We start from the raw sequence: 25,042 nt of genomic DNA, 5'->3' as shown, positions 1-25,042 counted from the left end.
CACCGTCAGGTGCACTACATTTTAAAGAAACGACCAAAACCTCGTGTCTTGCGACTTTTATCCATATCGGTTGAAATGAGATCGCACGTCATGCGAACCATGGCGGCCACGCACCCTGGGGCCATGAGGATATAAAGGATTCCGTCGACGGTTCGACGGTAGTAGACTCGCAGGGCATCGAACAGGATCTCCCCTTCCGTGGCGCCGTCCACCAGGGGAGCCATATCGCGCCAGCGCATTTTCTCCGCAAGAAAAGCCCTGGCCTCGCGACACTCATGCTCGCTGCCACCATGGGACTCGGAAAGTTCGGCAACCAGGGGCTTTCCGGCGTCGCTGATGTAAAAAACCCCCTGAACCCCGTCGATGCTGAACAAATCATCAAAATGGTTTGCCATATCCACCTGAATACATAAAAGATTATAATCTGATTCACACGTCCAGTACAGCGTCAATTAATGATTCTTTCTGGACCTTTGCTCCCACCACCAGCCGGGCCGGGACCCCGGCACCCATCACCACCATTCGCTGATCGGTTTCCCGATTGCTCAACACAGCCTTGAGGGGCCCGGCCCCCAGGATGTTTCCGAACATCTGCAAAGCGGCCATTTTATCCGCCAGCTCCGGCGCCCAGGCCGCGGCCTCCACGGCATCCGGGTTGCCGCTTGCCTTGACAACCAGCTCCGCAAGGCGCTCCAGTTCATCCGGGGATCCGCCGCGGGCCCCATCCACAGGGTCACCGGAGGATGCATCCCCCCCTTGCTCAGCGACCTGGCCCGGCGAGCCGCTTCCCATCTCATCCTTTAACCGCATGGCGTCCAGCAGAATCGCCTGGAGCTCTCCCTGGATCCCTTTCCGGGTGAGAACACAGGAATTTTCAATGAGAAGGGTTACCCGTTCCCATCCCAGGACACGATAGGCTGCCTTGTTGCCCGTCATGGGGCCGTAGCGTGCATTGAGGATATCCCCGTCACGGAAAAAAAGAACGCCCTGGGTGCCCGTCATTTCGTTGACTACCCGAATGGTACAGGTCTTGGCTTCCATCTCGATGAGCTGCAGGAACATCTCCAGGGAGGCATTTTTCAGGGTGCCGCCCCCGGCCTGCTCCTTGAAGATCTGGTCAATGGTCCGGACCAGATCCTCAACAACCAGCGGCTTGGTAAAATACGCCCGCGCTCCGTAACGCATGACGGCCTCGCGGGTTTTGGGCTTATCGAAACTGGTGACGACAATGGCGGGGACATCGGGAAAAAATCGCCGGATTTTTTCCAGGAGCCCGTATCCGTCGACATTGGGCATCTGAAGATCCGTCACCACAAGGGCAATGGGACGCCGCTTCAAGAGCTCGACGGCCTCCCCGCCGTCGGTGCAGGTGAGGACCGCATACCGATCCTTCAGCTTGGAAAACAGCTTGTGGATGAGATTGAGAAAAGGCTGGTTGTCGTCCACGACGAGAATCTGTCTGACCATGGTGTGACCATCCTGTGTTTCCCCCGCCCCCCATGGGGCAGGGATAAAAAAGATACCGGCGTCGGGCACTCAAAGGAATAAGGCGTCAGACAACCGCTTTAAACGTATCGATCTCCTGATGATACTGCTGGCGCCAGGTTTTCAGGTTCTGCTGAAGCTCCATGCCGAGCCCACGCTCCAGGGCCAGCTCCCGAAGGCACTCGGTCACCGCCGCCACGACTCGCTGGACCTTATCGGTTCCCGTGTAGGTAATGGAGCCACCCTGGTAGCTGAACTCCTCGGTAAACGGATCCAGGAACTCATACCGGGATACTTTTTCGAGGAATTTCCGTTTCAGCACCGTATCAAACGGATCGGGCTGTTCCTTCCCCCCGGTATAGGTCTGCTCAAAAACCCCCAGAAGTACCTCCAGCATCTCCACGGCATTCTGACCCTGTCCCCCTTTGCCCTCGCCGGAGAGAGGCGCCCTCTCCTTGAGACAATCGTCACTGAGCCGATGGGTCTCCAGCTGAACCCGCTTGATGGCAATACGGGTGCGGCTGTTTTTGGCGTTGGCCATGATGCGCCCCAGCTCCTGGTTCGGGTCCCTGAGGATCCCGCCGCTCTTGCCCAGCACCGCGCCGGCGATCTCCCCCATGATGACATGCACCTGGTCTGCCTTCCCCGAAGGGTTCAGCACCTCGATGAGTCCGGTGAACCGGTCCTGGGTGATCTTTTTCATGAGCGCCTCCAGGTCCACGGTGGAGGAGGTCAGGTTTTTGTGGATCAACGCCGCCTCATTGAGGTTGGCCCAGTACCCGATGCTCTCGTCCGGGATCTCGAAGACCGAGAGGGTGTGCCGGGCCTCATCGGCCATGCGCAGCAGCTCATCAAGGGCCGGTTGACGATCCCGGTCCCGGCCGTCGATGCAGGTATGGGCGTTGATCAACGCCCCCTGATCAAAAAAAACCACGCCTTCCGATGCGGGGGCCCGCATGATGACACAGCCCGAGGGCAAAGCGTTTCGAAAATGATCGACAAACCGCCTGATACGTATGTAACCGGTGTGCAGGTTGCTGACCACAGGGGTCTCTCTGGGAATGACTATCATAGATCAATCTCACTGGTTGGACAAACAGTCTTGCCGTCCGTGACGGCTGCAATCACGGGACGCTGCCCGCATCAACACAAACGGGAGCATCTCAGGTGACGTGGAAAAACAGCCGTTCTCCGCCTGGTCTCTGCTCCCGCTGATAACACCCGTATGGAAACGCTACCGCTTTTTGCGGAGCCGTTCAATGGAAAATCGCAAACTGTCCTGCATGCGCGTCACCGCCTCGGCCAGACTGCCGATCTCATCACGGGATTTGATATCGATGACCACATCAAGCTCGCCGACGCTGATCCGGTCCGCCGCATCCGTCAGCATCTGGATATTGGAGGTGAGCCGGTAGCCGTAAATCATGATGGAGAGGCCGATGAAAAGGATGACCACAGCGATGAACCCTATGGTCATCTTCTGGGTGGCCTCGGTGAGCCCGGTGGCACTCTTTTCGATGAGCTGAATGGGCCCGGTAAAGTCTTCAATGAAGGTGGTGCTCAAAATCAGGTAGGGGGTCTGCTCAATGGGCTCCACGGCCATGAACTTCTCTTTTTCCGTGTTGTCCGCACTGACCGTTCGGTAGTACCCCTTGATGCCCCGGCCACCCTTCATGGCCTTGAACACCTCTTCAAAACTCTGATAGCCCAGGCCAAGCTCCTCCTTCATCTTGCTTAGAAGAGGCTTGCCCAGGTAGGACTCGTTGCGGTGGCACCAGATGCGGTAGCCCGTCTCTTCATCCTGATCCGGGGCGGGGATCTCGATCAGGGCCGTAAACCCTTCGGTGCCGACATCCTGAACCGCGATATCCCGCATATCGAAATCATAGTAAAAATCGTCTTTGTTCAGATCCGGGTTGTTTCGAAGGAAAATGGAGCACTGGGAGGCCACGCTTTTGGCCTTGTTGACGATGATCTCCTCGGCCATCTGGCGCACCACGTCGGTGCTCTCGCCGGTGATGCTGTTGGCCAGGGTGAGCATCTGGTACTGGGTAAAGGCGCTGCTGCCGATGAACAGCAAAATGGGAATCCCGAAAAAGAGAAAAAACATCTTGGTCCGCAGGCCGAACCCCTTGTAGGAGGTCTTTTTCTTTCGGGCCACGCGGGGACCGTCCGCCGTTTTCTCTTCGGGGTCTGAGTTCTTGGAGACGACCTTCAGGGGGGGGGTGGCCGGGGGTGCAGGAGCCGCGTCCGGCTCAGGGGAATTTTCGCTGACAGGCACGGACTGAATAGGCCCGGAGCCCTCTCCGACAGCGACATCTTCTTCCCCGGGGGGACGGATGGTGATGATGTGTTCACACACTTTGCATTTGATCTTGATGCCATCCGGAGTCTTGATGTGGTTCATCAGTTTTCCGGGGTCCAGATGGTAAATCTTCCCGCACTCTTCACATATCACGACCATACCCTGCTTGCTCCTTGACTGTTGAAATCTCGTTGGGGATTGTCACCGTTGGAATTGAGGTGCTCTGGCCTGCAGTGGGTCCGTCAGAAATTCTTTAGCCTCGACAACAGGACCTGCTGGAACTCCGCTCTCTTTTCATCCCGGGGGATTTCCCGGGCCAGGGCGTCCACCAGCTCAGCCGCACGTGTCAGGGGAATGCTCTCACGATCAAGGGCCATCTCCTGGAGAAGGTCCTCAAGGAGGATCTCCGCCATGGGGCCCATGGCCTTGGAGAGCTGATCCGTAAGAAAAGGGTAAAAATCACCCGACAGAGTCGGCACCGAAGAGACCACTTCCTCAATGAGGCCGAGGTGATCCAGGCGAATCAGGACATCCCGGATATCGGACAGGGTCAGCCCGAGTTCTCCGGCAAGCTCGGCGGTATTTTTTTCACCGTTGAGCTGCATCAGCAGGGTGAGCATGCGGCTGTCCAGCGACACCTCACCCAGGTCCTCTCTGACGGCTCGCCGGTATACGGACGACGCGATGTTTCCTTTTAAAACCATGGCAACCTGCACTTGCTCCTATTTCCGTTTCACCAACCGAGCGATCTCCTCTCGAACCGCCTGACGAATAAAGGCCTTCACCTCATCGGAAAGCCCGACCCCTGCCCTGCCGGAGGCAGACGGTTTCGCCGCCCCGTGTTGGGCAATGAGCGCCTTGAACCTCTTGAACTCACGTACATGGTATGCCGCCGCACGATTTTTCTGTTCTTCGGACATGCCCGAGGCCACGGCCGCCTCAAAGCTGTCGAAAAGGGATTTCAAAAACGAGACGGTTTCGGGATGGGCGGCGGCTTTTTTGGCTTTCAGGTAGCGGCCGATGGTGTCGAGGAGTTTGATATAGATGGTCAGCGCCTTGTCGTCGCAGCAGCTGCCCCCGAGACGTTTCAACTCCTGCAGGTAGGCATCGAGGTTTTTGTCCCCGATCTCCCACTCCATCTCAAGGATCACGGCCTTGAGGGTTTCCAGGGGGTCCCCGGAGGTCTCCGGCTTCTGGGCCGGGCTGTCGTCGAACAGCTCGTCCAGGCGGCTGTCCAGCTCTTCGTTCATGGATGAACCGTTTATCGTCATTGTTAAACACTCCCTCCGAGCTCAAGCTTTTCGCGAATGGACATCACCGTCATGGAGATGATCCGCTTCATGGTCACCGCCACGTTATCGCCGTTCACGGCACTGGCTGTGTAGTAGGGTGCTTTGAGGCTTGTGTTGAGGTCTTTTTCCATCACCTCCACGGGCAGGACCGGGATTCCCTCGGATTCCAGGTCCCGCTTGTTGTACTGCATGACCAGCGGAATGGTTTCGATGTTCTTGTTGAAGGAGACAAGGTTTTCCGCCAGGTTTTCCAGGGAACGGATGTTCATCTCCTGCCTCAGCGTCATGGAATCAGCAACAAATACGATCCCGTCCACACCGCGCAGCACCAGCTTTCGGGTGGCGTTGTACTTTACCTGCCCTGGAACGGTGTAGAATTGCACTTTAATGGTGTACCCCTTGATCATCCCGATGTCAAAGGGCAGGAAGTCAAAAAAAAGGGTGCGGTCGTTGTAAGTCTTCACCGTCACCATTTCACTCTTGATCCTGCTTCGGAACTTTTCGTTGATGTACTCCAGATTTGTGGTCTTGCCCCCCCTGCCCGGACCATAATAGACAATCTTAACTTGGACTTCACGTTTTTTTGGATTTATCAGTGCCAAACCATTAACCTCTCTGATACATGATTGCCCGGATTCTCTAACATGCCGGCGGTCCGACGCCTCTAAACCAGGAGGTCCCGGATCCTGTCGTTTGCCTCGTTGACTTTCAAGCGAAGAAATCCCAGGGACACATCTTTTCCGAAAATGGTCAGGAGAAGCAAATCGGTTCCAATTTTGCTGAAATGAATGCTGTCGCTTTCCCCCTTATGGAACAACAGAGAAAACTCTTCCTCTCCGATGATGTTGGCCATGGCACTGACCGCACCGAAGTTCGCGGCAGCAAGGGCCGCAAGCGAATACACGTCATGTTGGCACCGACCGTTGTCCAGGTTGACAATCACGTTGCCTGCCAGGTCGATAAGCACAACGCTCTGAACACCGAGCTCAATGAGCTCTTCATTCAGGACATCTTCAATGGATTCAAGTTGTTTTTTACTGAAATCAAAGGGAAAATCCATATTGGCGGGTCCTTCGCTCCGTATCTGTTGATGGGTTTCATGCCTGGCGGCAGTGCGTCTGGAATGTCTACAGGCAGAGGTTTCTTCTGTCGATATCAACCGGTTACTCGAACAGACCAGAAAACATTGATCCTAAGTAATAACAGGCAGATCCTATAACCCTATAGCTCATTTAAATTGATTAATCAATTTAAAACAAATGACAAACAGCGGATCACGTGTTGATCCGCTGTTTGTTTTCTACGGTAAATGTGTGTTCGGGGGGTTTTCCGGCAGAGGCCCTGCAAGGAAATGATCCTCTTCAATAACAGGGCACTCCGGCATCTCTGAGGACACAGCGCTCCCGGTGCGGGCAAGGAAAGGCGTCATGGGGCGTATGTCGCTCATGGGTGCGATGCCCCTTAAGCCTTTCCCGTGAAGAGTTCGAGGGCTTCCAGATATTTTTTGGACGTGCGCTCAAGCACCTCCCCGGGGATGGAGGGTCCCGGAGGGGTTTTATCCCAGGTCAGGGTCTCCAGGTAATCCCGGACAAACTGCTTGTCAAAGCTCTCCTGAGCGCCACCGGGCTTGTAGGTGGCCTTGGGCCAGAATCGGGAAGAGTCCGGGGTCAAGACTTCATCGATGAGGATCAGCTCGCCGTCGCAGATCCCGAACTCAAATTTGGTATCAGCGATGATGATGCCCTTTTCAGCGGCGACCTCAACCCCTTTGTTGTAGATGGCAAGGCTGATGTCCCGAACCTTTTCCGCCATGTCCGCCCCGATGATCTCGGCGGCCTCTTCAAAGGAGATGTTGATATCGTGGTCGCCCACGTCTGCTTTGGTGGAGGGGGTAAAGAGGGGCTCGGCCAGGCGATCCGACTCCTTCAGGCCTTCGGGCAGGGGGATACCGCACACGGTACCGTCTTTCTTGTAGGACTTCCAGCCGGACCCGGAGATATATCCCCTCACCACACACTCAACCATCAGGGGCTTGGCTTTCCTGACGATCATGCTGCGGCCCCTGAGGGCTTCCGCGTGGGGCTTCAGGATCTCAGGGTACGCGTCCACATCCGCTGTGATCAGGTGGTTGTCGATGAGAGAGCGCATCTGCTCATACCAGTACAGTGAAATCTGGGTCAGGACCCGCCCTTTTTCGGGGATGGGATCGGGCAGCACCACGTCAAAGGCCGAGAGCCTGTCCGTTGCCACCATCAAGAGGGAATCTCCAAGATCGTAGATGTCCCGTACTTTCCCTTTCTGAACCAGTTGAACGCCTTCAAGATTGCTGGTGTACATACCATTACTCCATAAAGAAGATAAACTCGGTTTAAAAAAACATCATGCCCATTGCAGGCCGGTATTTATTTTGCCTCACTGTATAGCACTTATTCAATAACAGGTAAATCCAAAGGTTTCAGGTCGGTGTTCCTTCTCAGGACGCACACAATCCAGGCCCCAAAAGCACTGGCGGCCAGCTGCTTCCTCCCCGGAACCGACGGATGTCTCCCGAAAAGCCGGACCCGGGTCCATGGCATGGCACCGCGGAGCCCAAAGGCAAGGCCAGACAGTATCATTCCGACGACTTACCGCCGGGACCACCCCGAGAGCTACCCCTTCTGGAACCCCTCGACAAACTTGAGAAGGATCTCATGGTCCCTGTCGCTGAGTTCTCCAAAACGGATTCCGGATTCAGCACGCCCGGTCTTCCCCGTGCGGGTGTAGGCCACCTCGCCGACAATCTCCACCACATCGTCCCTGAACCCGATGTCCAGATGAACTCTGTGGTTGGGGTCAATGGGAACATGGGTCTCCAGAAGGATTCCCCCTTCGCTGACGTCGAGGGTTTTTCCCATGCCCTGCTGGACCACGGTGTTCTCCGCATTGACACAGGCGTAGGAAAGGAGGTTGGTCGAGTTGTAGCGTGTGTGTTTTCTTTTTTCCATGGGGGCAGTCCTGACGGTTGGTACCGGACACTCTTCGTCTGCAGGAAAAGGCCGGCACCCCTTCCCCTGCGTCAACACCATATCGTGTGGATGCACCAAAAAACGTTAAACCTGCAACGGCCACAGGCTCCCGGAACCAACGGAAGGGCCATGGCGTCGTATCGGCAGGTTTTCAAAGGTCCGTGGCGGCATCTAAACTTACAAAATATTTCGAGAGGCCAGGTCCGTAATCAGGGAGACACAGACCGAGGTGTACTCGATCATATTCTTGATAAGGTTCGGCGCTTTGTCATACTCAGCCATCAACACATCCGTATCCAGAATGCTGAGTTTCAAGTCCGGTGAGGCATATACCGAGGCCATGTCCGGTTCATGGACATGCTTGAACATGGGCAGGCGGCCGATAAAGTCCCCCGGCCCCATGGCACCCAGAAACACCTTTTCTCCCCCGTTCTCCTGAACAAGATAGGCCTGGCCTGCTTCAATGGAAAACATCTTGGTGACATGGTCGCCCTGGCGAACCACGGGCTTGATCTCACGGGGCAGACCGGACATGGGCTTCCCGCTGTACTTCAACGCAACGGCCCGGTCCGAAATCATGGCAAGGCGGTGCTCAAGGCCCCTGACCACGTACAGAAGATCCTCGGAGAGTCCGGCAAGGTCCGAGGTAAGCTGCCGGGTATCGATGACCCCCAGAAGAACCTCTCCTTCGGCCACGGCTGTGGCCGAGCGGGGGTGATCGGGTCGCGTCATGGAGGAGAGATTCCCCACAAAGGCGCCGCTCCCCACACGGGAGACCACCACCGAGCCCATGGAGGTGTTCTTCACGATCTTGACCACGCCCTCCAGGACCACCCAGATCCAGTTGCCGTGGCGACCCTGCTCAATGATACGGTCCCCGGCCCGGAAAGCCTCTTCATCGGCGAGGTACATGTAATCGGAGAACGCGGGCCCGCGAGCCACGGGCAGGTGAATGCGACCGGATTCGTCCCGCATCTTGTCCCCGGTGTACTGGACGGGCCCCACCTTTTCGATCTCGCCTTCATCCACCATCTTCAGGGCGTCCAGAATGATGGCCATGGCGGATTTCTGAATGACCCGATCGCCGGGAAACTCTTCCCGGGACACCTCAAAGCCGCCCTCGCCCCAGCCGAACAGGGCGTAGAGGGCTTCCTCCCCTTCCCTGCCGTCGCAGAAGGCGTTGACGGGATTGCCGTCGAGGACGTAGATCACGCCGGGTGTCTCCACATACCGACTGGAGAGCTTCACCACGCCGCTCTTGCCGTCGGCACTGAGGAGCTGCAGAAGGTCCGCAAGGTCAAAAAAACTTAAATCGCCTGTCAGTACAGGTTGTGAACTCATCGTGCCCCGTATCGTCTTTCATCGGTTTACGGACAAAGAAACCGCACCATGGGCGCGGTCTCCATCAACCATTACTGCAATGTCGCATACCAGAGGCCAAGGGGCGACGCCCCGGCCCTTACTTGGCCCACTGCAACTCCTTGTGAAGAGAGATCAGGGTCTGCTTGAGACACTCCTGAAGGGTCTTGCCCACACCGGTTCCCCGGGTGGCGCTGGCTTCGAAACTCTTCACCTTGAGCTGGCGGTTGAGGTCCCTTTCCATCTGCTCAACGGACATGATGGGCACCCCCTCATCGGCAAGGTCCCGTTTGTTGTACTGGAGCACCAGGGGAATCCGCGTGATACTCTGGCCGTACTCTTTCAGGTTTTGCTGAAGGTCTTTGAGGGAGAGCATGTTCTTCTCCCGGCGAACCGCCAGGGAGTCGGCGACAAAAACGACCCCGTCCAGCCCCTTGAGCACCAGCTTACGGGTGGAGCTGTACTTCTGCTGCCCGGGGACGGTAAAGATCTGGACACGCACGTCGCATCCGTTGATTTTGCCGAGCCCCATGGGAAGAAAGTCAAAAAAAAGCGTGCTGTCCCCTTCGGTATCCACGGAGACCATTTCACCGGTCACCTGTTTTTTAAAGGCTTTGAATATGTACTCGAGGTTGGTCGTCTTCCCACACCTGCCGGGGCCGTAGTAGACAATTTTGCACTCAATTTCACGCTTCTGGATGTTAAATATGGCCATATGGTTCCCGCATTGTGGCAAATGGGCGTGGCCCATTTCGTTGTACCTGTTGAAAACGGATTGTCTGCATCACCCGCCATGCAGTGGGCATGGTTACATACTGTTGATACGGATATCCAGACTGAAATCCCCCTTTTTCGGGCCGGAGAGGATCTCGGTGTTGGATTCCACCACCGCAGCACCTTTAAAAATTGCAATGGGGGAGAAAAAATCGACGTCGTGGATGGGCTTGCCTTTCCCCAAATACTCCAGAAGCGCCTTTTCGCTGCTCCCCACGATGAGGCTCAGCAGGCTCCCGGACTGAAAGCTGACATCCAGTTCCACGTGCTGCCCCTCCATGGGCCCCCCTTGAAAATTGATGCCGATGGACGTGATGTCAATGATATCGTCGTCCACCGGAGCTGTAAAGTCCTCCTCCAGGGAAACCGCCCCGCCGTCGGTGGCCATGGCGGCGTCATCCCATGCGATGCCGTTTTTCTCAAAGGCGGCCTGCATGAACTGCGTCAGGGAGGTATACTGCTCCGGAGTAAAAAAGCCCTTTGACCACCAGCGCTTCACCATATCCACGGCCTCAGCGGCCTCGGAAAGCTCAAGATGGCATTTTACAGCGTTTTTCGCAGCCGAAAGGCTGATGCCGGGGCGGCGCACCAGTCGCCGGAACTCTTCCAGGGCTTTTCGATGCTGACCGAACTTGGCAAGGGTAATGGCTTCGTTTATCTCTTTTTCATCGTCGCTCAGTCCCTCTTCGGTCGTGGTGAAGAGCCGCTTGATCAAATCCTGGACTTTGCTTGAAACCTCGGGATTGACACGGGACTGGTCCCACTTGGCAATGGCATGGTCCAGATCTTCCCGTTTTTTCTCCACGGCTGCGATGAGGACGTCACGATTCTGGATGCGGGTCTGTTGTTGAAGAATGTCGATGACAAGGGTGTATTTTTTACGGGCTTCTCTCAAGAGGCGCTGAGACTTGTAAAGCTCGGCCTCTTTGAGCAGTGATTTGACTCTCTCTTTGATATTCATTCAACGACCCCTGAAGGATAATAATGCTGTACCGCCAACCATGATACAGGTCGCATGTGAATTCGTGAGTTGCACAGGGGTTGCATTTTCCCCTGGGGGTGCCCTTTGTCCGGCCGACATACCGTCAAACCGCATCAGGGACGCCGCAGGACCGGCCTGCCTGATTGCGACGGTCCAAAAAAGCCTGCATGGGGAACAGGTTAGGCCCTGCCGTCGGCCGCCGACCAGGCTGCCAAACTCACGTTCTGAAACAGAAATATTATTTTTTCAGCGCATTATGTCAACACATAAATTTCAAAATCCCTTGATAGATGGTGTGTTTCAGCAGGCAGAGCGCATGGTCCCTCCTCGCGGTGAGGGCCACGCCGCCGGGAAAATTCAATTGAAAATCCGATGCCTATCCTTTATTTCAATAAAGTGCAGCTATTTTTCTACACCTTTTTATTATCTGCCTTACACAGGGAGGATGTCAAACACAAATGAGCGGCACGGACCATGGGCCGCCTTTTCACCTGCGTTCTGCGAAAAGGGTTTTTCACGCCACCGTTTCATGGTAACGATGACAGCCGACCATGGACAAAGGCCCCCGTGACGGATACGGATTCCACCCCTGTCCATGGACGCAGGCTCAGACCTTAAAGACAAAACCGACAGCGCACAGGGCGCAGGGCTCCCCTCCGGGCGGGCCCCGAAGTGACAACACGGCGCTTTCGTGCCCGAGCCCTCGCATACCCCATTAACCTGATTAAACGGGTCAACTGAATGGACAACACAGCAATGATTGCCGGCCGACTGAACGTAACGCCGGCCCAGGTCACCGAAACCCTGGCTCTCCTCGACCAGGGCGCCACCGTTCCCTTTATCGCCCGCTACCGTAAAGAGGCCACGGGCAGCCTCGACGAAGTGGCCGTCGCCGAAATACGGGACCTTTCGGCCCAACTCAGAGAACTGGACGCGCGCAAGGCGACCATCCTCACCTCCCTTGAAAAAAACGGACACCTCACCGACGAACTGGAGGCACGTGTCCGGGCCTCGGACGCCCTGGCCGACCTTGAAGATATTTACCTTCCATTCCGCCCCAAACGGCGCACCAAAGGCCAGCAGGCACGGGAAAAAGGCCTGGAACCCCTGGCCGAGGCGATATTCGCCCAGACAGGTCAAAACCCGGAAGCCCTGGCCCCGGACTTCGTGGATAACGCAAAGGGCGTGGAGACCCCGGCAGACGCCCTGGCCGGTGCCGTGGACATCATGGCCGAATGGATCAACGAACAGGAGCCTGTCCGAAAGGCCCTGCGCGAACTCTACGCCAAAAAGAGCACCATCTCCTGCCGTGTGGCCACGGGCATGGAAGAGAAAGGCGCCAAGTTCCGGGACTACTTTGACTGGAACGAACCCCTTCACGACGCGCCGTCCCACCGCATCCTCGCCGCCCGGCGCGGTGAACGGGAAGAGGTCCTCAACCTCACCATCCGCCCCACCGAAGAGGATGCCCTCCAGATCCTGAACACCCTGCTCATCACAGGGGACGGCCCCGACTCCGCCCTGGTGCGCAAAGCCCTTGAGCAAGGGTACAAGCGCCTCCTCTCACGGGCCATGGAGACCGAAGCGCGGCTCCTGTCCAAAGAGCGGGCCGACCGGGAGGCCATCACGGTCTTTGCCGACAACTTAAGGGAACTCCTCCTCTCCCCGCCCATGGGTGCCAGGCGGGTCCTGGGCATCGACCCCGGGTTCCGAACCGGCTGCAAGGTGGTGTGCCTGGACAGCCAGGGCAAGCTGCTCCACAACGACACCATCTACCCCAACATGGGCGAGCACAAAGATAAAAAGGCCGCCGAGACCATCCGGAACCTGGTGGAACGGTTCAACATGGAAGCCGTGGCCATCGGCAACGGCACGGCCGGCAGGGAGACCGAACGGTTCGTCAAGGGCCTGGGCCTGCCCAGGGAGATCATCGTCACCCTGGTCAACGAAAGCGGCGCCTCCATCTATTCGGCCTCGGAGACCGCCAGAAAAGAGTTCCCCGACCTGGACCTCACCGTAAGGGGCGCTGTCTCCATCGGCAGGCGCCTCATGGATCCCCTGTCCGAACTGGTGAAGATCGACCCCAAATCCATCGGCGTGGGCCAGTATCAGCACGACGTGGACCAGACCGCCCTGAAAAACTCCCTGGACGACACCGTGGTCAGCTGTGTCAACGGGGTGGGCGTGGACGTCAACCGGGCCAGTGCCGAGCTCCTCACCTATGTGTCGGGCCTCGGTCCCCAGCTGGCACGCAACATTGTGGGGTACCGCGATGAAAACGGGCCCTTCGAAACCCGGAAGGCCCTCCTCAAGGTACCCCGCCTGGGCCCCAAGGCCTTTGAACAATGCGCCGGATTCCTCCGCATCGTCAAAGCACAAAACCCCCTTGATTCAAGCGCGGTTCACCCGGAGAGCTACGGGATCGTGGACGCCATGGCAAAGGATCTCCATGCGGACGTCTCCTCCCTCATCGGGCGCACCGACCTGAAGCAGGCTCTGGACCTCTCCGCCTACATCACGGACACCGTGGGACTCCCCACCCTCACCGACATCTGCGAGGAGCTGGCCAAGCCCGGGCGGGACCCCCGTGACGACTTCAAGCTCTTCAACTACCGGGAAGGGGTGGAGACCATGGACGATCTTGAGGAGGGCATGCGCCTTCCCGGCGTCGTCACCAACGTCACCGCCTTCGGTGCCTTTGTGGATATCGGCGTTCACCAGGACGGGCTTGTGCACATCAGCGAGATGTCCGATAAATTCGTCAAGAACCCTGCGGACGTGGTGAAGGTCCACCAGAAGGTGCAGGTGCGGGTCATCGGCATCGACAAACCCCGGAAGCGAATCTCCCTGTCCATGAAGAGCCCCTCCGAAGGCGGGTCCGCCCCCCAGGACAAAAAACAGCCCCCACGGCCGACAAAGCCCAAACGGCAGCCCAAGAATTCCCAGCGAAGGGAAGACAAGGGCCGCCCCTTCAACAACCCCTTTGCCGACCTCTTGAAAAAATAATCCCCTGCCGGGCGGCTCTGCCAAGGAGGGCCCGGCCTAAAGATATCTGGCCCGCGCACAGCGCGGGCCGTCACAGCCAGATACGGAGTATGGAATGCGAGCAGTGGTACAACGCGTCAGCCAGGGATCGGTTCAGGTGGAAGGCGAAGAGACCGGAGCCATCGACAAAGGGCTGGTGGTGCTCCTCGGCGTCGGCCGGGGCGACACGGAAAAGGAGGCCCGCTACCTGGCCGATAAGATTTCGGGCCTGCGGATCTTTGAAGACGAGGACGGCAAGATGAACCGTTCCCTGCAGGACGTGGGGGGCGCCATGCTGGTGGTCTCCCAGTTCACCCTCTACGGAGACTGCAGCAAAGGGCGACGCCCTTCCTTTATCGATGCGGCCCCGCCCGATGAGGCCGACGCCCTTTACAACTGCTTTATCGAAGCGGTGCGGTTCAAGGGAATCCCCGCAGAGACCGGGCGGTTCCAGACCCACATGGAAGTCTCCCTCACCAACGACGGGCCCGTGACCCTCATTGTCGAGAGCAAGTAGAGGCTTAACCCCCATGAAACGCCCCCTTTTGATCCTTACGGGCCTCGCCCTCCTTCTCCTGCCGTCCCTGGCAGGCGGCGAGGCCCTGCCCCCGGCCCTTGCGGCCGTTCTTCGCCCTTCCGATGCCCTGCTGGTCACCGAAGAGCCCCACAGAGTGGTCTACGCTCAGAACCCCGACACCCTGTCCGTCCCCGCCTCAACCCTGAAGGTCGCCACGGCCCTGATGGCCTTCCAGACCCTGGGGGAGGCCTACCGGTTCCCCACTGATGTGGCCCTCACCAACGAGCACACCCTCTTTCTCAAAGGGTACGGAGACCCCCTGCTTACCTCCGAGGTACTGGAAGCGTATGCGAAAAAGGTGGCCGGGGAACTTATGGCCCGGGGAGTGCGCCGCGTCACCGGCATCCGGGTGGACGACACCTACGTTGACCGCATCACCATCCCCGGGGTGTCCGCCCGGTCAAGCCAGCCCTACGATGCCCCCAACGGGGCCCTCTGCGCCAATTTCAATACGGTGAATTATCGCAGGACGAAAAAGGAAGCCCTTGTGAGCGCCGAGCCCCAGACCCCCCTGCTCCCCTTTGTGGCCAAACGGATCCCACGGGACGCCCCGGGCGGGCGCATCCGCCTCTCTCCGGCCGAGAGCCGTCTCTATGCGGGCCACCTCTTCGGCTGGTTCCTGCAACAGCACGGCATCACCGTAACGGGCACCGTGGCGCCGCGTCCCATGCCCGAAGGCCCCCTTCCCTACACCCGGCGGTTGTTTTCCCCCTGGACGCTTCCCGAGGTTGTGCAAAAGCTCATGGCGTTTTCCAACAACTTCATGGCCAACCAGCTTTTCCTGACCTCCGGCGCCCACGCCAAAGGGAGCCCCGCCACCCTGGAAAAAGGGCGCAAAACCTTCTGCGATGTGATGACACGCCTCATCGGGCAGTGCCCCGCCGTGGTGGAGGGCTCCGGCATCTCCCGGAAAAACACCCTCACGGCCCGAACCATGGACGCCCTTCTGGTGTGCTTTAAGCCCTACGCCCCCCTGCTTCATAAAGAGAACGGCGCCCGGTACAAAACCGGAACCCTCAACGGGGTCTCCACCCGGGTGGGATACCTCGCCATGCCCGACGGCCGGCAGTATCGCTTTGTCATCTTTACCCACCGGGCAAACGGAAACGCGGGCCGCATCTTAAAGGCCCTGAAAATCGCCCTGGCCGACCAGGCACCCCGCCAATAAAAAAACGGGCCCGCCGACGCATTGCGTCAACGGGCCCGTTTCCATGTTTCGTAACAAAATACCCTTTAAAAAGGAAGACTCACGCTCCGGCGACGATCCCCTCTTTGGTGCTTGCGATGTACGCATAGGCGCTGTGATTGTGAATGGACTCAAAGTTCTCAGCGCTCAGCTCGAACCAGGTGATGTTGTCGTCCCGGTTCAGGGCCGTGGCGATATCCCGGACGATGTCCTCAACAAACTTGGGGTTGTTGTAGGCCTGCTCCGTGACGTACTTTTCGTCCACGCGCTTGAGCACCGAGTAGATCTCACACGACGCAGCCTGCTCCACCAGCTCAATCATGTCCTCGATCCAGTTGAACTTGCGAAATCGCGTGGCCAGTCGCACTTCACCGCGCTGGTTGTGGGCTCCATGGGTGCTGATCTCCTTGGAGCAGGGGCACAGGGACGTGATGGGAACCACCACCTCCGAGATCAAATCAATCTCGTCGTGCTCATTGCTCGTTCCCAGGAACCGGCACGAATAATCCACCAGCCCGGGGGAATGGCTTTCCGGAGCAGTTTTCTCAATAAAATAGGGAAAAGTAATATCCACATGGGAAGATTTCGCGCCCAGGATTTTTTTCATCTCAACTAGTATACGAGAGAGGGTGGGCAGCGAAAGCTCCAGGTCGTTTCGAAAGGAATGCAACAGCTCGACGAAGCGACTCATATGGGTACCCTTGGAGTGGTGAGGCAGATCCACATACATGTTGATGGAGGCCACCGTATGCTGGGTTCCGTTGGACCTGTCCAGGACACGCACCGGGTATTTCAAATTTTTAATGCCGACCTGATCAATAGGAATATTGCGATAATCAGGCTGTTTCTGCATATCAATCATGTTGTCTGTTCCGTCCCCTGTCAAAGTGAGTTGTAGAACAACAAAAGCAAAGAAACGACGCTATGTCAACAAGTAGTCCAACCGGACCTGGCTCAGGGATCGGAAAAGATTTCCTTTGACGTGGGGGTTATCCTTGCAGAGCGCAGTCAAAAGATCTTTGATTTCACGGCGTTTTGATACCGCCGCCGAAGGGCACGGGTTGGTGTAGACCGGCAACGCCTGTTCCGATGCAAACCGGACAATGTCGGCTTCCTCGGCCAGGTAGAGAGGCCGGATCACCGTGACTTCACCGTTAAACATCGACTGGTGAGGCATCATCGTGCTGATCTGTCCCGAGTAAAACATGTTGATGAGCAGGGTTTCAATGACATCATCCTTGTTATGACCCAGGGCCAGGGTGCGGCACCCCAGCTCGGAGGTCAATTCAAACAACCGCTTTCGTCTCAGGCGCGAACAGATAAAACAGGGGTTCGCGGCCTGCTCATCCTTGTGGGCTTCCGGGCCGTGATTCGTGATTTCGCACGTCAGGGTCAACCCCAGCCCGCGGCAATGCGCCGCCAGCTCGTCGGCAAACCCGCCGTCGAATCCGGGATCGATATAAATCGGGTGGATGGAGTACGTCACCGGGATCCTGCGAAGCCGCTCCACAAGAAGAGTCAAAAGGGTCAGGCTGTCCTTTCCTCCCGAAAGCCCCAAGGCAATCCTGTCGCCGTCTTCAATCATGGCGTACTGGTGGATGGCTTTCCCCATGGCACGATTGAGGCGCTGGTATATTCGCGTTTCTCGTATCACATTGTTCCTGAAAATCTGTGGAATGGTTGGGTGGGCCCTGCAAAAGCCGGGAAGGAGAGGATCATGAAGGACGACAGCCACCCCTTCAGGCCGCCACAGAAACTGCGGCCCGAAGTGAAAGGTGACCTGTCACAGGCTGACCTGATCGAAAGCGGGCTACGACTCGTCTTCCGTTTTCAGGAAGACCTTGCCTGAGGCAATCTCTCTAAGGGCGGTGACAACATCTTCGTTGTTGGCGGACTGAACGACGAATTCAGCTCCGTCACGAATCTGGCGTACGCGCTTGGAAGCCATATGCACGAGCATAAAGCGATTGGGTACCTTCTCAAGGCAATCTTCAACGGTTACTCTGGCCAAGGTCATTCTCCTTGTGTTCGAAAAATAACGTGTTTTGTATACCGGTCTGAAACGCGAAAAGCCGCGCTCCTCCGGGGGAAATCAACTGTCGTTACGGGTGAGCCGGGCCGTGACAAAAACGAAACCGGGCCCCATGCCGACTTATTACTATATACGAACCAAAAAAAGATTACAAGATCTCAACAAGCTCGTAGAGTCGCTGGCCGCCGGGGGCCTGGACAGTCACTTCGCTTCCCGGAGCCTTGCCGAGGATGGCCTGACCCAGGGGAGACGAAACAGAAACCTTGCCCTTTGCAATGTCCGACTCCTCCTGACCGACCAGCTGATAGGTCACTTCTTCACCGGTGTCAACATTTTCAAGAACAAATCGGCTGGCGAAGACCACCTTGTCCGAGGGAAGGGTTTCGGGATCGATCACATCAGCGTTGGCGACCTTGTACTCCAGATCCATGATACGCCCTTCAATGAAGGACTGACGGTCTTTTGCCGCGTCGTACTCGGCATTTTCCGAAAGGTCCCCATGGCTTCGTGCGACCTCGATGGCTTCAATGGTCTTGGGGCGATCCACCGTCTTCAGCTGGTGGAGTTCCCTTTTCAAAGTTTCGTAGCCTTCCTTGGTAATGGGAATGGTCTTCAAAATAGTGCTCCTGGTGTTTCTGTGGGACCCGGGCAATGGCCCGACCCCGTTACAGTGTCCTTTAAAAACAAAAACCTCTTTCGCCTTCGGGATCCATCGACTGAATCCCCGGCAACGAAAGGGGCTTTGTCTGTTTATCTTTTCAGAAAGGCCCCATCATACATGAAGGGGCCTTGTTCTTACACAAAAAAAGCGCCGGGCGCGGATCAGGCGCGCCCTTCCGCCTGCTTGGCACGCCTGGCCAGCACAACGGTAAGGATGGGTCCGGAGACCACGTAACAGAGCGAAATGACAAAAAGTGCCAGATGAGGCTTCTGCGCGATGAAGATGAAAACAAGGATGGCGGTAACCAGCATGTTAAACTTCATCTTCTTAAAAAGCTCGGCCTTTTTAAAGCTCTCGTATTTCACAGAGCTGACCATCAAAAACGACAGGGCGTACATCCCGAGCAGAAAAACAAGGGGAAACTCCGAAGCCGGCACATTGAATTTCGTGCAGAACATCACGGCCGTGGCGTTCATCCCCGCGGCAGCCGGAATGGGAAGCCCCAGAAAATGGTTGCTGGGCGTTGCCTCAGCCATGGTGTTGAACCGCGCAAGGCGAAGGGCCCCGCAGATGGTAAAAAGAAAAGCTGCAAGCCATCCGATGCGTCCCATGGGTTTCAAGATCCAGAGATACATCAGCAGCGAGGGCGCCAGCCCAAAGGAAACCAGGTCCGCCAGGGAGTCAAACTCGATGCCGAACTGGCTGGTGGTGTTGGTGGCGCGGGCAATCTTGCCGTCCAGCGAGTCAAAAACCACCGCAATCAAAATGGCAATGGCCGCAAACTCAAAGCGTCCCTCCAGGGCGGAGACAATGCAGAGGAACCCGAAGAACAGGTTCATGGATGTAAACGCGTTGGGCAGCAGGTAGATTCCTTTTTTCAGCCGTTCTTTTCGTGCATCTTTCATGAGAGTACCCCCATAACCGTTGTGCCGGCCTGAACTTTATCGCCGATGGCCACACGGCAGGCAAAGTCGGTGGGCAGGTAAAGATCGAGGCGAGAGCCAAAGCAAATCATGCCGTAGCGTCGGCCCCGTGTAACGCGGTCCCCTTCGTTTACGCCGCAGATAATGCGCCGGGCCACAAGCCCTGCAATCTGGACGGTGGCAAAGGTCACCCCCTGGTCCGTTTCAATCACCAGGGCATTGCGCTCGTTGTGCTCGGAGGCTTTGTCCAGACTGGCGTTGAAAAACTTTCCGGGGTGGTAATGAATGGCCTTGACCGTGCCGTCAAAGGGGACCCTGTTGACATGCACGTTGAACACATTCATGAAAATGCTGATCTTAAAGCATTTCCCCTCGACATACGGGTTCTCGTCCACAACCTCGGCGAAAATCACCTTGCCGTCCGCAGGGGACGAGAGATAGCCCTCCCCTACTTCCACGGCCCGGTCCGGGTCCCTGAAGAAGTAGCAGACAAAGAGGGTGATGAAAAAAGAGATCAGGGCGAGTGTGTGAAAATGAATCCCTGCAAGGAAAAGAGTGGAAACACAGGCTACCACAATAAAGGGGATGCCGGGTTTTGCAACTTGAAATGCTTTCAGACTCGGTGTTTCAGGCCAGGTAAAACGATCCATTCGCGGTTCCAGTATTCATATGGTTGAAACGCCTCCGCCCACCGTCTCGCCCTGGTGCAGACACGCACCCGGGGACAGCCGACGCAAGACATCAATATCATCGTTGCTTATGCACGCTTCCTGTTGGCGTGGTGCATCTGATGAGGTCGGTAAGACTCACAGCCGCCATCCGTGCCATGGCAACAGATGGGAATCAAACGTTGTTTGCGGGGCGTCCACGCCCCGCAATCTCGGCATTTTTAAATGCCTCCTTCTGTATTGAGGAGTATCAGATCACCCATGCCTTGTCAAACGAAAGCCCCTAACCGTGCCCCTCTGAAGCATTTCGGAGCTCCAGGGCGATCTCGGCGTCCGACTTTCTCAGATACAGAGGCGTCAGGGCAGCCGCGTCCTTTCCCTCCCCCCTGCCCAGGGCTTCCAGGGCAAGGGCCGCCACAACGGAAGGGCGTATAGTATCATACTCCGGAGCAAAAAAAACCTTTTCTTTCAAGGCGTTCCTGAAAAAGTCGCCATAGGCGGACGCACCGGTCCCGATACAGAGGACCTCACCGGCGAGCCGCTCCGAAAAGTCTTCCGGCCGAACAGCCTCGGGGGAAGAGACCTCGGTCACACCGCCTGTCCCGTCCGGCCGGTAGAGGGCCGCATACACCTCGCCCTTGCGGGCGTCGATCATGGAGGCGATGGGTTTTCCAGCCAGAGCCGCCCCCCGGGCCAGGGCCTCCAAAGTGCTGACCCCCACAACGGGTTTACCGGCCACCTCGGCCAGGCCCTTGACCACACTCATGCCGATGCGCAGCCCGGTAAAACTACCGGGCCCCACAGTGACAGCAAAGCCGTCCAGATCTCCCAGGGCCAGCCCGGAACGGGACAGGGTCTCATCCACCATGCCCAGCAGGTGGCGGGAATGGGTCTGGCGGCTTGTAAAGAGGCTCTCGGACAGAAGACCTTCCCCGTCTGTGACGGCCACGCCACACGACAGGGTGGAGGTATCCACGGCAAGGAGTCGCATCATGCCGCCTCCTCTTTTGCCTTGCGCTTGCCTTTGGCCTTGGTCTTGCCTTTGGCGGCGGCAGCTTCCTCCTCCTTCTTGAGGCGGGCAGCATCTTCAGCCAGGGTGTCGAACCCCTCGATGGCGATCTTGAGCACATCGTCCAGGTGCCGGACGGGCACAAAGGAGATCCGCTTTTTCACACTCTGGGGAATCTCCGCCAGGTCCTTGGCATTCTTCACCGGGAACAGAACGGTCTTGATCCCGCCCCGCAAGGCACCCAGAGCCTTCTCCTTCAGGCCGCCAATGGGCAGGACCCGCCCGCGCAGGGAGATCTCGCCGGTCATGGCCACATCACTGCTCACCGGCCGATCCACCACGGCGGAAAACAGGGAGGTGGCAATGGCAATACCCGCCGAAGGCCCGTCCTTGGGGGTGGCCCCGTCCGGCACATGGATGTGGATATCAAGATCATCGAAACTGTCTTTGAATCCCAGACCTGCAAGGGCATGGCGCGTATAGCTCATGGCCGCCTTCACAGATTCCTGCATCACCTCGCCCAGCTGGCCGGTGACAATGAGTTCCCCCTTGCCGGGAATGATGGAGGTTTCCACATAAAGCACCTCCCCGCCCACCTGGGTCCAGGCAAGGCCGGTGGAAAGACCCACCTGGCTCTCTTCCTTGTCCAGCTCCGAAAGGTACTTCGGGGGTCCCAGGTACTTTTCCAGGTTGGCGCGGCTGACACGCTGCCCGCCCTTGGCGCCTTCGGCCACCTTGCGGGCGATCTTGCGGCAGACCGAACCCAGCTCGCGTTCCAGGCTTCGGACCCCGGCCTCCAGGGTGTAGTGCTGAATGACGTCGTCCAGGGCCCCTGCGCTCAGCTGCAGGTGACGCTTTTTCAGGCCGTTCTCCTTGACCTGTCGGGGCAGCAGGTAGTTGTCGGCAATGACCCGCTTCTCTTCATGGCTGTACCCGGAGAGATAGATCACCTCCATGCGGTCCAGCAGGGCCGATGGAATGGTGTCCAGCTGGTTGGCCGTAAGAATAAACATCACCTTGGACAGGTCAAAGGCGATGTTCAGATAATGGTCGCTGAACTCGTTATTCTGTTCGGGGTCCAGGGCCTCCAGGAGCGCCGACGAGGGGTCCCCCTTGTAATCGGATCCCAGCTTGTCCACCTCGTCCATCATAAAGACGGGGTTGTTGGAGCCGCACTGCTTCAGCCCCTGGATGATCCGACCGGGCAAGGCCCCGATGTAGGTCCGCCTGTGTCCGCGGATCTCGGCTTCGTCTCGGATACCGCCCAGGGAGATGCGCACGAACTCCCGCTTCATGGCGGCGGCAATGGCTTTGCCCAGAGAGGTCTTGCCCACCCCGGGAGGGCCCACAAAGCAGAGGATGGACCCTTTGACATTGGGATTGAGCTTTCGAACGCTCAAAAACTCAAGGATACGTTCCTTGACTTTTTCCAGTCCGTAGTGCTCTTCGTCCAGCACCTTGGCCGCACGCTTGATGTTGAGGTGGTCCTTGGTGCTGACGCTCCAGGGAAGCTCCACCATCCAGTCCAGGTAGGTCCGGATCACCGAGGCTTCCGATGAATCGGAGTGCATCTGCTCCAGACGCTTAAGCTGCTTCAGGGCCTCTTTTTCCGCAGCCGGAGACATGCCGGCCTTGGCAATGTTCTCCTTGTACTCGGTGAGTTCTGCGATCCTGTCGTCCTGCTCGCCGAGCTCACGGTTGATGGCCCTCACCTGCTCCCGCAGGTAAAAATCACGCTGGGTCTTGGAAATCTCGTCCCGCACATCGGTCTGGATCTTGACCTGCACCGCGGACAGCTCCACCTCCCGGCTGAGGTACCCGTAGACCTTCTTCAATCGTTCCATGGGATCCTGGCACTCAAGGACCTGCTGAGCTTCATCCACCCGCAGCCGCAGGTTGGAGGCCACAAGGTCGGCCAGTTTGCCCGGAGACTCAATGCTCTCCAGCACCGCAGACACCTCCGTGCTGAACTCCCCTTTGAGGGTCAGGATCTTTTCGCTCTGTTCGCGGACATTGCGCATAAGGGCCTCGGCGTTGAGGTCCATCTCCGGGGAGGCTTCCTCCTCAATCTGCTCGAGGCGCACCTTGAAAAACGGCGATTCGTCCACGTATTCCACGACCCGCCCCTTGGCCATACCCTGGACCAGGGCCTTGATCTTGCCGTCGGGCAGCTTCACCATACGAAGCACCTTGCCCACGGTACCCACGGTGAAGATCTCGTCGGTCTTCGGCTCTTCGTCCGCCGGGTCCTTCTGGGCCGCAAGAAAAATGAAGCGATCCCCTTCCAGGGCATGTTCCACGGCGCGCACCGACCGGTCCCTGCCGATGAACAGGGGCAGGAGCATGTCGTTGAAGATCACCACATCCCGAACAGGCATCAGGGGAAGAATTTCAGGGATTTCATTATCGGGAACCTCTTCTTCGATGAGGTTGATCAGATCGTCTTTGTCGGTAACAGCCATTCCAACTCCTGCATATGATGCGATGGCCCCGCAGCCCGGGAAAGAGTCCCGGCTCCCCGGCGGAGAAAAACCGACCGGGAAGACGTCAAAGGCGCAGGCGAGATGTCTAAAAATCGACGATTTTTTGACGCCATCAGGATTTTTTGAACGCAAACATCATCCCCCGGGCAGCGCGCCGTGTTGCCACAACGCCCGAAACGGCCTCCAGACAAGGTTTTTCCGGGGAATAGGGAGAGCTACGGAGTAATTATAAGACACATTTCCCCATTTACAATATCATTCTTGATTTTTTTGGCCACGGCTTCTATTTTACCCGGGTATGAGGCCGACGACCCAAGGCGGCCGACGGGCCAGCCGCCCACCACATCCACCCGATGAAGCAGGAAAAATTCATGATCCCCTTATTCGTTAGCCTGGCCGCCCTCTGTTACGGCCTCTGCGTGGGCAGCTTTCTCAATGTCTGTATCTACAGGGTGCCCCTCTCCCGCTCCATTGTCAGGCCGGGCTCCGCCTGCCCCTCCTGCGGTACGGCCATCCGCTGGTACGACAACATCCCCGTGGTGAGCTACCTTATATTAATGGGGCGATGCCGAGCCTGCAAACACCGCGTCTCCATCCGCTACCCGGCCATCGAGGCCCTCACCGGGGCCATGGCCCTCATCGCCCTGTATGCCTTCGGGCCCACCCTGAGCGCCCTGGCCCATTTTCTGTTTTACTGCGTGCTCATCACCCTCACCTTCATCGACATCGATCATCGCATCATCCCCGATGTGATCTCCCTGCCGGGAATTCCCATCTTCTTTCTCCTCTCCTTTGCCGTCCCCACCCTCTCCTGGCAGGATGCCGCACTGGGAATCCTTGCCGGAGGCGGGAGCCTCTGGCTCATCGCCTGGGGATATGAACGGGCCACGGGCAAAGCGGGCATGGGCGGCGGCGACATCAAGCTGCTGGGGATGATGGGGGCATTCATCGGCTGGGAAGGCGTGTTGTTCACTGTCTTCTTCTCGTCCCTCACCGGCAGTGTCATCGGGCTCTCCATCATGCTCGTCCAGAGGGGCAACATGAAAATGGCCATCCCTTACGGCCCCTTCCTGGCCGCCGGGGGCGTGGCCTACACCCTCTTCGGCGCGCGCCTCATCAGCTGGTACTTCGGCCTTATGGGCTGACCTGGATATTTCGTCCAACAGCACCTCCCGACGGGGCAGCCGCCCCGTCGTTTCCCCCACACCCAAGACGCCCCTGGCACCCTCTCCCCCTTCTCTGGTAAACTGTCGGAAACACACCATCATGTCTCCGAC

At 57.6% G+C, this 25,042-nt stretch carries 26 protein-coding genes; 5 read left to right on the top strand and 21 right to left on the bottom strand.

Annotated features, from left to right (window positions below):
• Window positions 1-14: 14 nt before the first annotated feature.
• From MSL71_RS21910 to MSL71_RS21850, 13 genes are all read right to left on the bottom strand, one after another.
• A complete protein-coding gene (locus MSL71_RS21910; protein WP_180144937.1) occupies window positions 15-395 on the bottom strand; it encodes a hypothetical protein in 381 nt (126 codons plus the stop codon).
• Between the two features lie 34 nt (window positions 396-429).
• Entirely contained in the window at window positions 430-1,467 is a 1,038-nt protein-coding gene (locus MSL71_RS21905; RefSeq protein ID WP_180144934.1) for a response regulator, read from the bottom strand.
• A gap of 85 nt (window positions 1,468-1,552) precedes the next feature.
• Window positions 1,553-2,557 carry a hypothetical protein gene (locus tag MSL71_RS21900; protein ID WP_180144930.1) on the bottom strand — a complete coding sequence of 335 codons (1,005 nt, stop codon included), beginning with the start codon at window positions 2,555-2,557 and terminating at the stop codon, window positions 1,553-1,555.
• 162 nt (window positions 2,558-2,719) lie between these two features.
• Entirely contained in the window at window positions 2,720-3,949 is a 1,230-nt protein-coding gene (locus tag MSL71_RS21895) for a HAMP domain-containing protein (protein ID WP_180144926.1), read from the bottom strand.
• Window positions 3,950-4,032: 83 nt separating this feature from the next.
• Window positions 4,033-4,494: a DUF8082 domain-containing protein gene (locus tag MSL71_RS21890; RefSeq protein ID WP_180144923.1), complete on the bottom strand. Its 462-nt coding sequence runs from the start codon at window positions 4,492-4,494 to the stop codon at window positions 4,033-4,035.
• Between the two features lie 18 nt (window positions 4,495-4,512).
• Window positions 4,513-5,061, bottom strand: a complete 549-nt coding sequence (locus tag MSL71_RS21885; protein ID WP_180144920.1) for a hypothetical protein — start codon at window positions 5,059-5,061, stop codon at window positions 4,513-4,515.
• Between the two features lie 2 nt (window positions 5,062-5,063).
• A complete protein-coding gene (locus MSL71_RS21880; protein ID WP_180144918.1) occupies window positions 5,064-5,684 on the bottom strand; it encodes a GTP-binding protein in 621 nt (206 codons plus the stop codon).
• A 62-nt stretch (window positions 5,685-5,746) separates the two neighbouring features.
• Window positions 5,747-6,142 carry a roadblock/LC7 domain-containing protein gene (locus tag MSL71_RS21875; RefSeq protein ID WP_180144915.1) on the bottom strand — a complete coding sequence of 132 codons (396 nt, stop codon included), beginning with the start codon at window positions 6,140-6,142 and terminating at the stop codon, window positions 5,747-5,749.
• Between the two features lie 401 nt (window positions 6,143-6,543).
• Window positions 6,544-7,419 (bottom strand): phosphoribosylaminoimidazolesuccinocarboxamide synthase, encoded by an 876-nt coding sequence (locus MSL71_RS21870; protein ID WP_180144912.1) that lies wholly within the window; start codon window positions 7,417-7,419, stop codon window positions 6,544-6,546.
• A gap of 311 nt (window positions 7,420-7,730) precedes the next feature.
• Window positions 7,731-8,066, bottom strand: a complete 336-nt coding sequence (locus MSL71_RS21865; RefSeq protein ID WP_180144909.1) for a PilZ domain-containing protein — start codon at window positions 8,064-8,066, stop codon at window positions 7,731-7,733.
• A 198-nt stretch (window positions 8,067-8,264) separates the two neighbouring features.
• Entirely contained in the window at window positions 8,265-9,428 is a 1,164-nt protein-coding gene (locus MSL71_RS21860; RefSeq protein ID WP_180144906.1) for a cyclic nucleotide-binding domain-containing protein, read from the bottom strand.
• Between the two features lie 118 nt (window positions 9,429-9,546).
• Window positions 9,547-10,161, bottom strand: coding sequence for a GTP-binding protein (locus tag MSL71_RS21855; RefSeq protein ID WP_180144903.1), 615 nt, complete (start codon window positions 10,159-10,161; stop codon window positions 9,547-9,549).
• Between the two features lie 93 nt (window positions 10,162-10,254).
• Window positions 10,255-11,181: a hypothetical protein gene (locus tag MSL71_RS21850; protein ID WP_180144900.1), complete on the bottom strand. Its 927-nt coding sequence runs from the start codon at window positions 11,179-11,181 to the stop codon at window positions 10,255-10,257.
• A 762-nt stretch (window positions 11,182-11,943) separates the two neighbouring features.
• Between MSL71_RS21850 and MSL71_RS21845 the strand changes: the two genes are divergently transcribed.
• The 3 genes from MSL71_RS21845 to MSL71_RS21835 all read left to right on the top strand — a co-directional run bounded on the left by MSL71_RS21845 (window position 11,944) and on the right by MSL71_RS21835 (window position 15,971).
• Complete coding sequence (locus MSL71_RS21845) at window positions 11,944-14,208, top strand: Tex family protein (RefSeq protein ID WP_180144897.1); 2,265 nt, start codon at window positions 11,944-11,946, stop codon at window positions 14,206-14,208.
• Window positions 14,209-14,302: 94 nt separating this feature from the next.
• The gene (dtd, locus tag MSL71_RS21840; protein WP_180144893.1) at window positions 14,303-14,743 is read left to right on the top strand and encodes a D-aminoacyl-tRNA deacylase; all 441 of its coding nucleotides are present in this window, start codon (window positions 14,303-14,305) and stop codon (window positions 14,741-14,743) included.
• A 13-nt stretch (window positions 14,744-14,756) separates the two neighbouring features.
• Entirely contained in the window at window positions 14,757-15,971 is a 1,215-nt protein-coding gene (locus tag MSL71_RS21835) for a D-alanyl-D-alanine carboxypeptidase/D-alanyl-D-alanine-endopeptidase (RefSeq protein WP_180144889.1), read from the top strand.
• 79 nt (window positions 15,972-16,050) lie between these two features.
• Here the strand turns inward: MSL71_RS21835 and folE2 are convergent, their stop codons facing one another.
• Both folE2 and MSL71_RS21825 read right to left on the bottom strand, forming a co-directional pair.
• Window positions 16,051-16,851 (bottom strand): GTP cyclohydrolase FolE2, encoded by an 801-nt coding sequence (gene folE2, locus MSL71_RS21830; protein ID WP_180144886.1) that lies wholly within the window; start codon window positions 16,849-16,851, stop codon window positions 16,051-16,053.
• 60 nt (window positions 16,852-16,911) lie between these two features.
• Window positions 16,912-17,643 (bottom strand): PP-loop family protein, encoded by a 732-nt coding sequence (locus MSL71_RS21825; RefSeq protein WP_281374541.1) that lies wholly within the window; start codon window positions 17,641-17,643, stop codon window positions 16,912-16,914.
• A gap of 63 nt (window positions 17,644-17,706) precedes the next feature.
• Here MSL71_RS21825 and MSL71_RS26755 point away from each other — a divergent pair, with 63 nt between their 5' ends.
• Window positions 17,707-17,838 (top strand): hypothetical protein, encoded by a 132-nt coding sequence (locus MSL71_RS26755; RefSeq protein WP_281374543.1) that lies wholly within the window; start codon window positions 17,707-17,709, stop codon window positions 17,836-17,838.
• Here the strand turns inward: MSL71_RS26755 and rpoZ are convergent.
• The 6 genes from rpoZ to lon all read right to left on the bottom strand — a co-directional run bounded on the left by rpoZ (window position 17,800) and on the right by lon (window position 23,744).
• On the bottom strand, window positions 17,800-18,000 hold the full coding sequence (gene rpoZ, locus MSL71_RS21820) for a DNA-directed RNA polymerase subunit omega (protein WP_180144883.1): 201 nt from the start codon (window positions 17,998-18,000) through the stop codon (window positions 17,800-17,802). The two genes, MSL71_RS26755 and rpoZ, sit on opposite strands and share 39 nt — an antisense overlap.
• Window positions 18,001-18,169: 169 nt before the next feature.
• Window positions 18,170-18,637 carry a transcription elongation factor GreA gene (gene greA, locus MSL71_RS21815; RefSeq protein ID WP_180144880.1) on the bottom strand — a complete coding sequence of 156 codons (468 nt, stop codon included), beginning with the start codon at window positions 18,635-18,637 and terminating at the stop codon, window positions 18,170-18,172.
• A gap of 206 nt (window positions 18,638-18,843) precedes the next feature.
• On the bottom strand, window positions 18,844-19,587 hold the full coding sequence (gene pssA / locus MSL71_RS21810; RefSeq protein WP_180144877.1) for a CDP-diacylglycerol--serine O-phosphatidyltransferase: 744 nt from the start codon (window positions 19,585-19,587) through the stop codon (window positions 18,844-18,846).
• The gene (locus MSL71_RS21805; RefSeq protein WP_180144874.1) at window positions 19,584-20,255 is read right to left on the bottom strand and encodes a phosphatidylserine decarboxylase family protein; all 672 of its coding nucleotides are present in this window, start codon (window positions 20,253-20,255) and stop codon (window positions 19,584-19,586) included. The genes pssA and MSL71_RS21805 overlap by 4 nt, the downstream gene beginning before the upstream one ends.
• A 301-nt stretch (window positions 20,256-20,556) precedes the next feature.
• Window positions 20,557-21,267, bottom strand: coding sequence for a tRNA (adenosine(37)-N6)-threonylcarbamoyltransferase complex dimerization subunit type 1 TsaB (tsaB, locus tag MSL71_RS21800; protein ID WP_180144871.1), 711 nt, complete (start codon window positions 21,265-21,267; stop codon window positions 20,557-20,559).
• Window positions 21,264-23,744, bottom strand: a complete 2,481-nt coding sequence (gene lon, locus MSL71_RS21795) for an endopeptidase La (RefSeq protein WP_180144868.1) — start codon at window positions 23,742-23,744, stop codon at window positions 21,264-21,266. Before lon ends, tsaB begins: the two co-directional genes overlap by 4 nt.
• Window positions 23,745-24,136: 392 nt before the next feature.
• Here lon and MSL71_RS21790 point away from each other — a divergent pair, with 392 nt between their 5' ends.
• The gene (locus MSL71_RS21790) at window positions 24,137-24,910 is read left to right on the top strand and encodes a prepilin peptidase (protein WP_180144865.1); all 774 of its coding nucleotides are present in this window, start codon (window positions 24,137-24,139) and stop codon (window positions 24,908-24,910) included.
• Window positions 24,911-25,042: the final 132 nt, after the last annotated feature.

This window comes from Desulfoluna butyratoxydans (assembly GCF_900699765.1).
In the GTDB taxonomy this organism is placed as follows: Bacteria; Desulfobacterota; Desulfobacteria; order Desulfobacterales; family Desulfolunaceae; genus Desulfoluna; species Desulfoluna butyratoxydans.
This window is presented reverse-complemented; position numbering and strand designations above follow the sequence as displayed.

What these genes read in the sequence shown, in the direction of transcription:
- MSL71_RS21875 (WP_180144915.1), bottom strand. Translation starts at nt 6,142, where the DNA reads ATGGATTTTCCCTTTGATTTCAGTAAAAAACAACTTGAATCCATTGAA.
- pssA (WP_180144877.1), bottom strand. Translation starts at nt 19,587, where the DNA reads ATGAAAGATGCACGAAAAGAACGGCTGAAAAAAGGAATCTACCTGCTG.
- MSL71_RS21910 (WP_180144937.1), bottom strand. Translation starts at nt 395, where the DNA reads ATGGCAAACCATTTTGATGATTTGTTCAGCATCGACGGGGTTCAGGGG.
- MSL71_RS21905 (WP_180144934.1), bottom strand. Translation starts at nt 1,467, where the DNA reads ATGGTCAGACAGATTCTCGTCGTGGACGACAACCAGCCTTTTCTCAAT.
- lon (WP_180144868.1), bottom strand. Translation starts at nt 23,744, where the DNA reads ATGGCTGTTACCGACAAAGACGATCTGATCAACCTCATCGAAGAAGAG.
- MSL71_RS21900 (WP_180144930.1), bottom strand. Translation starts at nt 2,557, where the DNA reads ATGATAGTCATTCCCAGAGAGACCCCTGTGGTCAGCAACCTGCACACC.
- MSL71_RS26755 (WP_281374543.1), top strand. Translation starts at nt 17,707, where the DNA reads ATGAAGGACGACAGCCACCCCTTCAGGCCGCCACAGAAACTGCGGCCC.
- MSL71_RS21870 (WP_180144912.1), bottom strand. Translation starts at nt 7,419, where the DNA reads ATGTACACCAGCAATCTTGAAGGCGTTCAACTGGTTCAGAAAGGGAAA.
- dtd (WP_180144893.1), top strand. Translation starts at nt 14,303, where the DNA reads ATGCGAGCAGTGGTACAACGCGTCAGCCAGGGATCGGTTCAGGTGGAA.
- MSL71_RS21890 (WP_180144923.1), bottom strand. Translation starts at nt 4,494, where the DNA reads ATGGTTTTAAAAGGAAACATCGCGTCGTCCGTATACCGGCGAGCCGTC.
- MSL71_RS21885 (WP_180144920.1), bottom strand. Translation starts at nt 5,061, where the DNA reads ATGACGATAAACGGTTCATCCATGAACGAAGAGCTGGACAGCCGCCTG.
- MSL71_RS21835 (WP_180144889.1), top strand. Translation starts at nt 14,757, where the DNA reads ATGAAACGCCCCCTTTTGATCCTTACGGGCCTCGCCCTCCTTCTCCTG.
- MSL71_RS21790 (WP_180144865.1), top strand. Translation starts at nt 24,137, where the DNA reads ATGATCCCCTTATTCGTTAGCCTGGCCGCCCTCTGTTACGGCCTCTGC.
- MSL71_RS21855 (WP_180144903.1), bottom strand. Translation starts at nt 10,161, where the DNA reads ATGGCCATATTTAACATCCAGAAGCGTGAAATTGAGTGCAAAATTGTC.
- MSL71_RS21865 (WP_180144909.1), bottom strand. Translation starts at nt 8,066, where the DNA reads ATGGAAAAAAGAAAACACACACGCTACAACTCGACCAACCTCCTTTCC.
- MSL71_RS21860 (WP_180144906.1), bottom strand. Translation starts at nt 9,428, where the DNA reads ATGAGTTCACAACCTGTACTGACAGGCGATTTAAGTTTTTTTGACCTT.
- MSL71_RS21850 (WP_180144900.1), bottom strand. Translation starts at nt 11,181, where the DNA reads ATGAATATCAAAGAGAGAGTCAAATCACTGCTCAAAGAGGCCGAGCTT.
- MSL71_RS21805 (WP_180144874.1), bottom strand. Translation starts at nt 20,255, where the DNA reads ATGGATCGTTTTACCTGGCCTGAAACACCGAGTCTGAAAGCATTTCAA.
- tsaB (WP_180144871.1), bottom strand. Translation starts at nt 21,267, where the DNA reads ATGATGCGACTCCTTGCCGTGGATACCTCCACCCTGTCGTGTGGCGTG.
- MSL71_RS21845 (WP_180144897.1), top strand. Translation starts at nt 11,944, where the DNA reads ATGGACAACACAGCAATGATTGCCGGCCGACTGAACGTAACGCCGGCC.
- folE2 (WP_180144886.1), bottom strand. Translation starts at nt 16,851, where the DNA reads ATGATTGATATGCAGAAACAGCCTGATTATCGCAATATTCCTATTGAT.
- MSL71_RS21895 (WP_180144926.1), bottom strand. Translation starts at nt 3,949, where the DNA reads ATGGTCGTGATATGTGAAGAGTGCGGGAAGATTTACCATCTGGACCCC.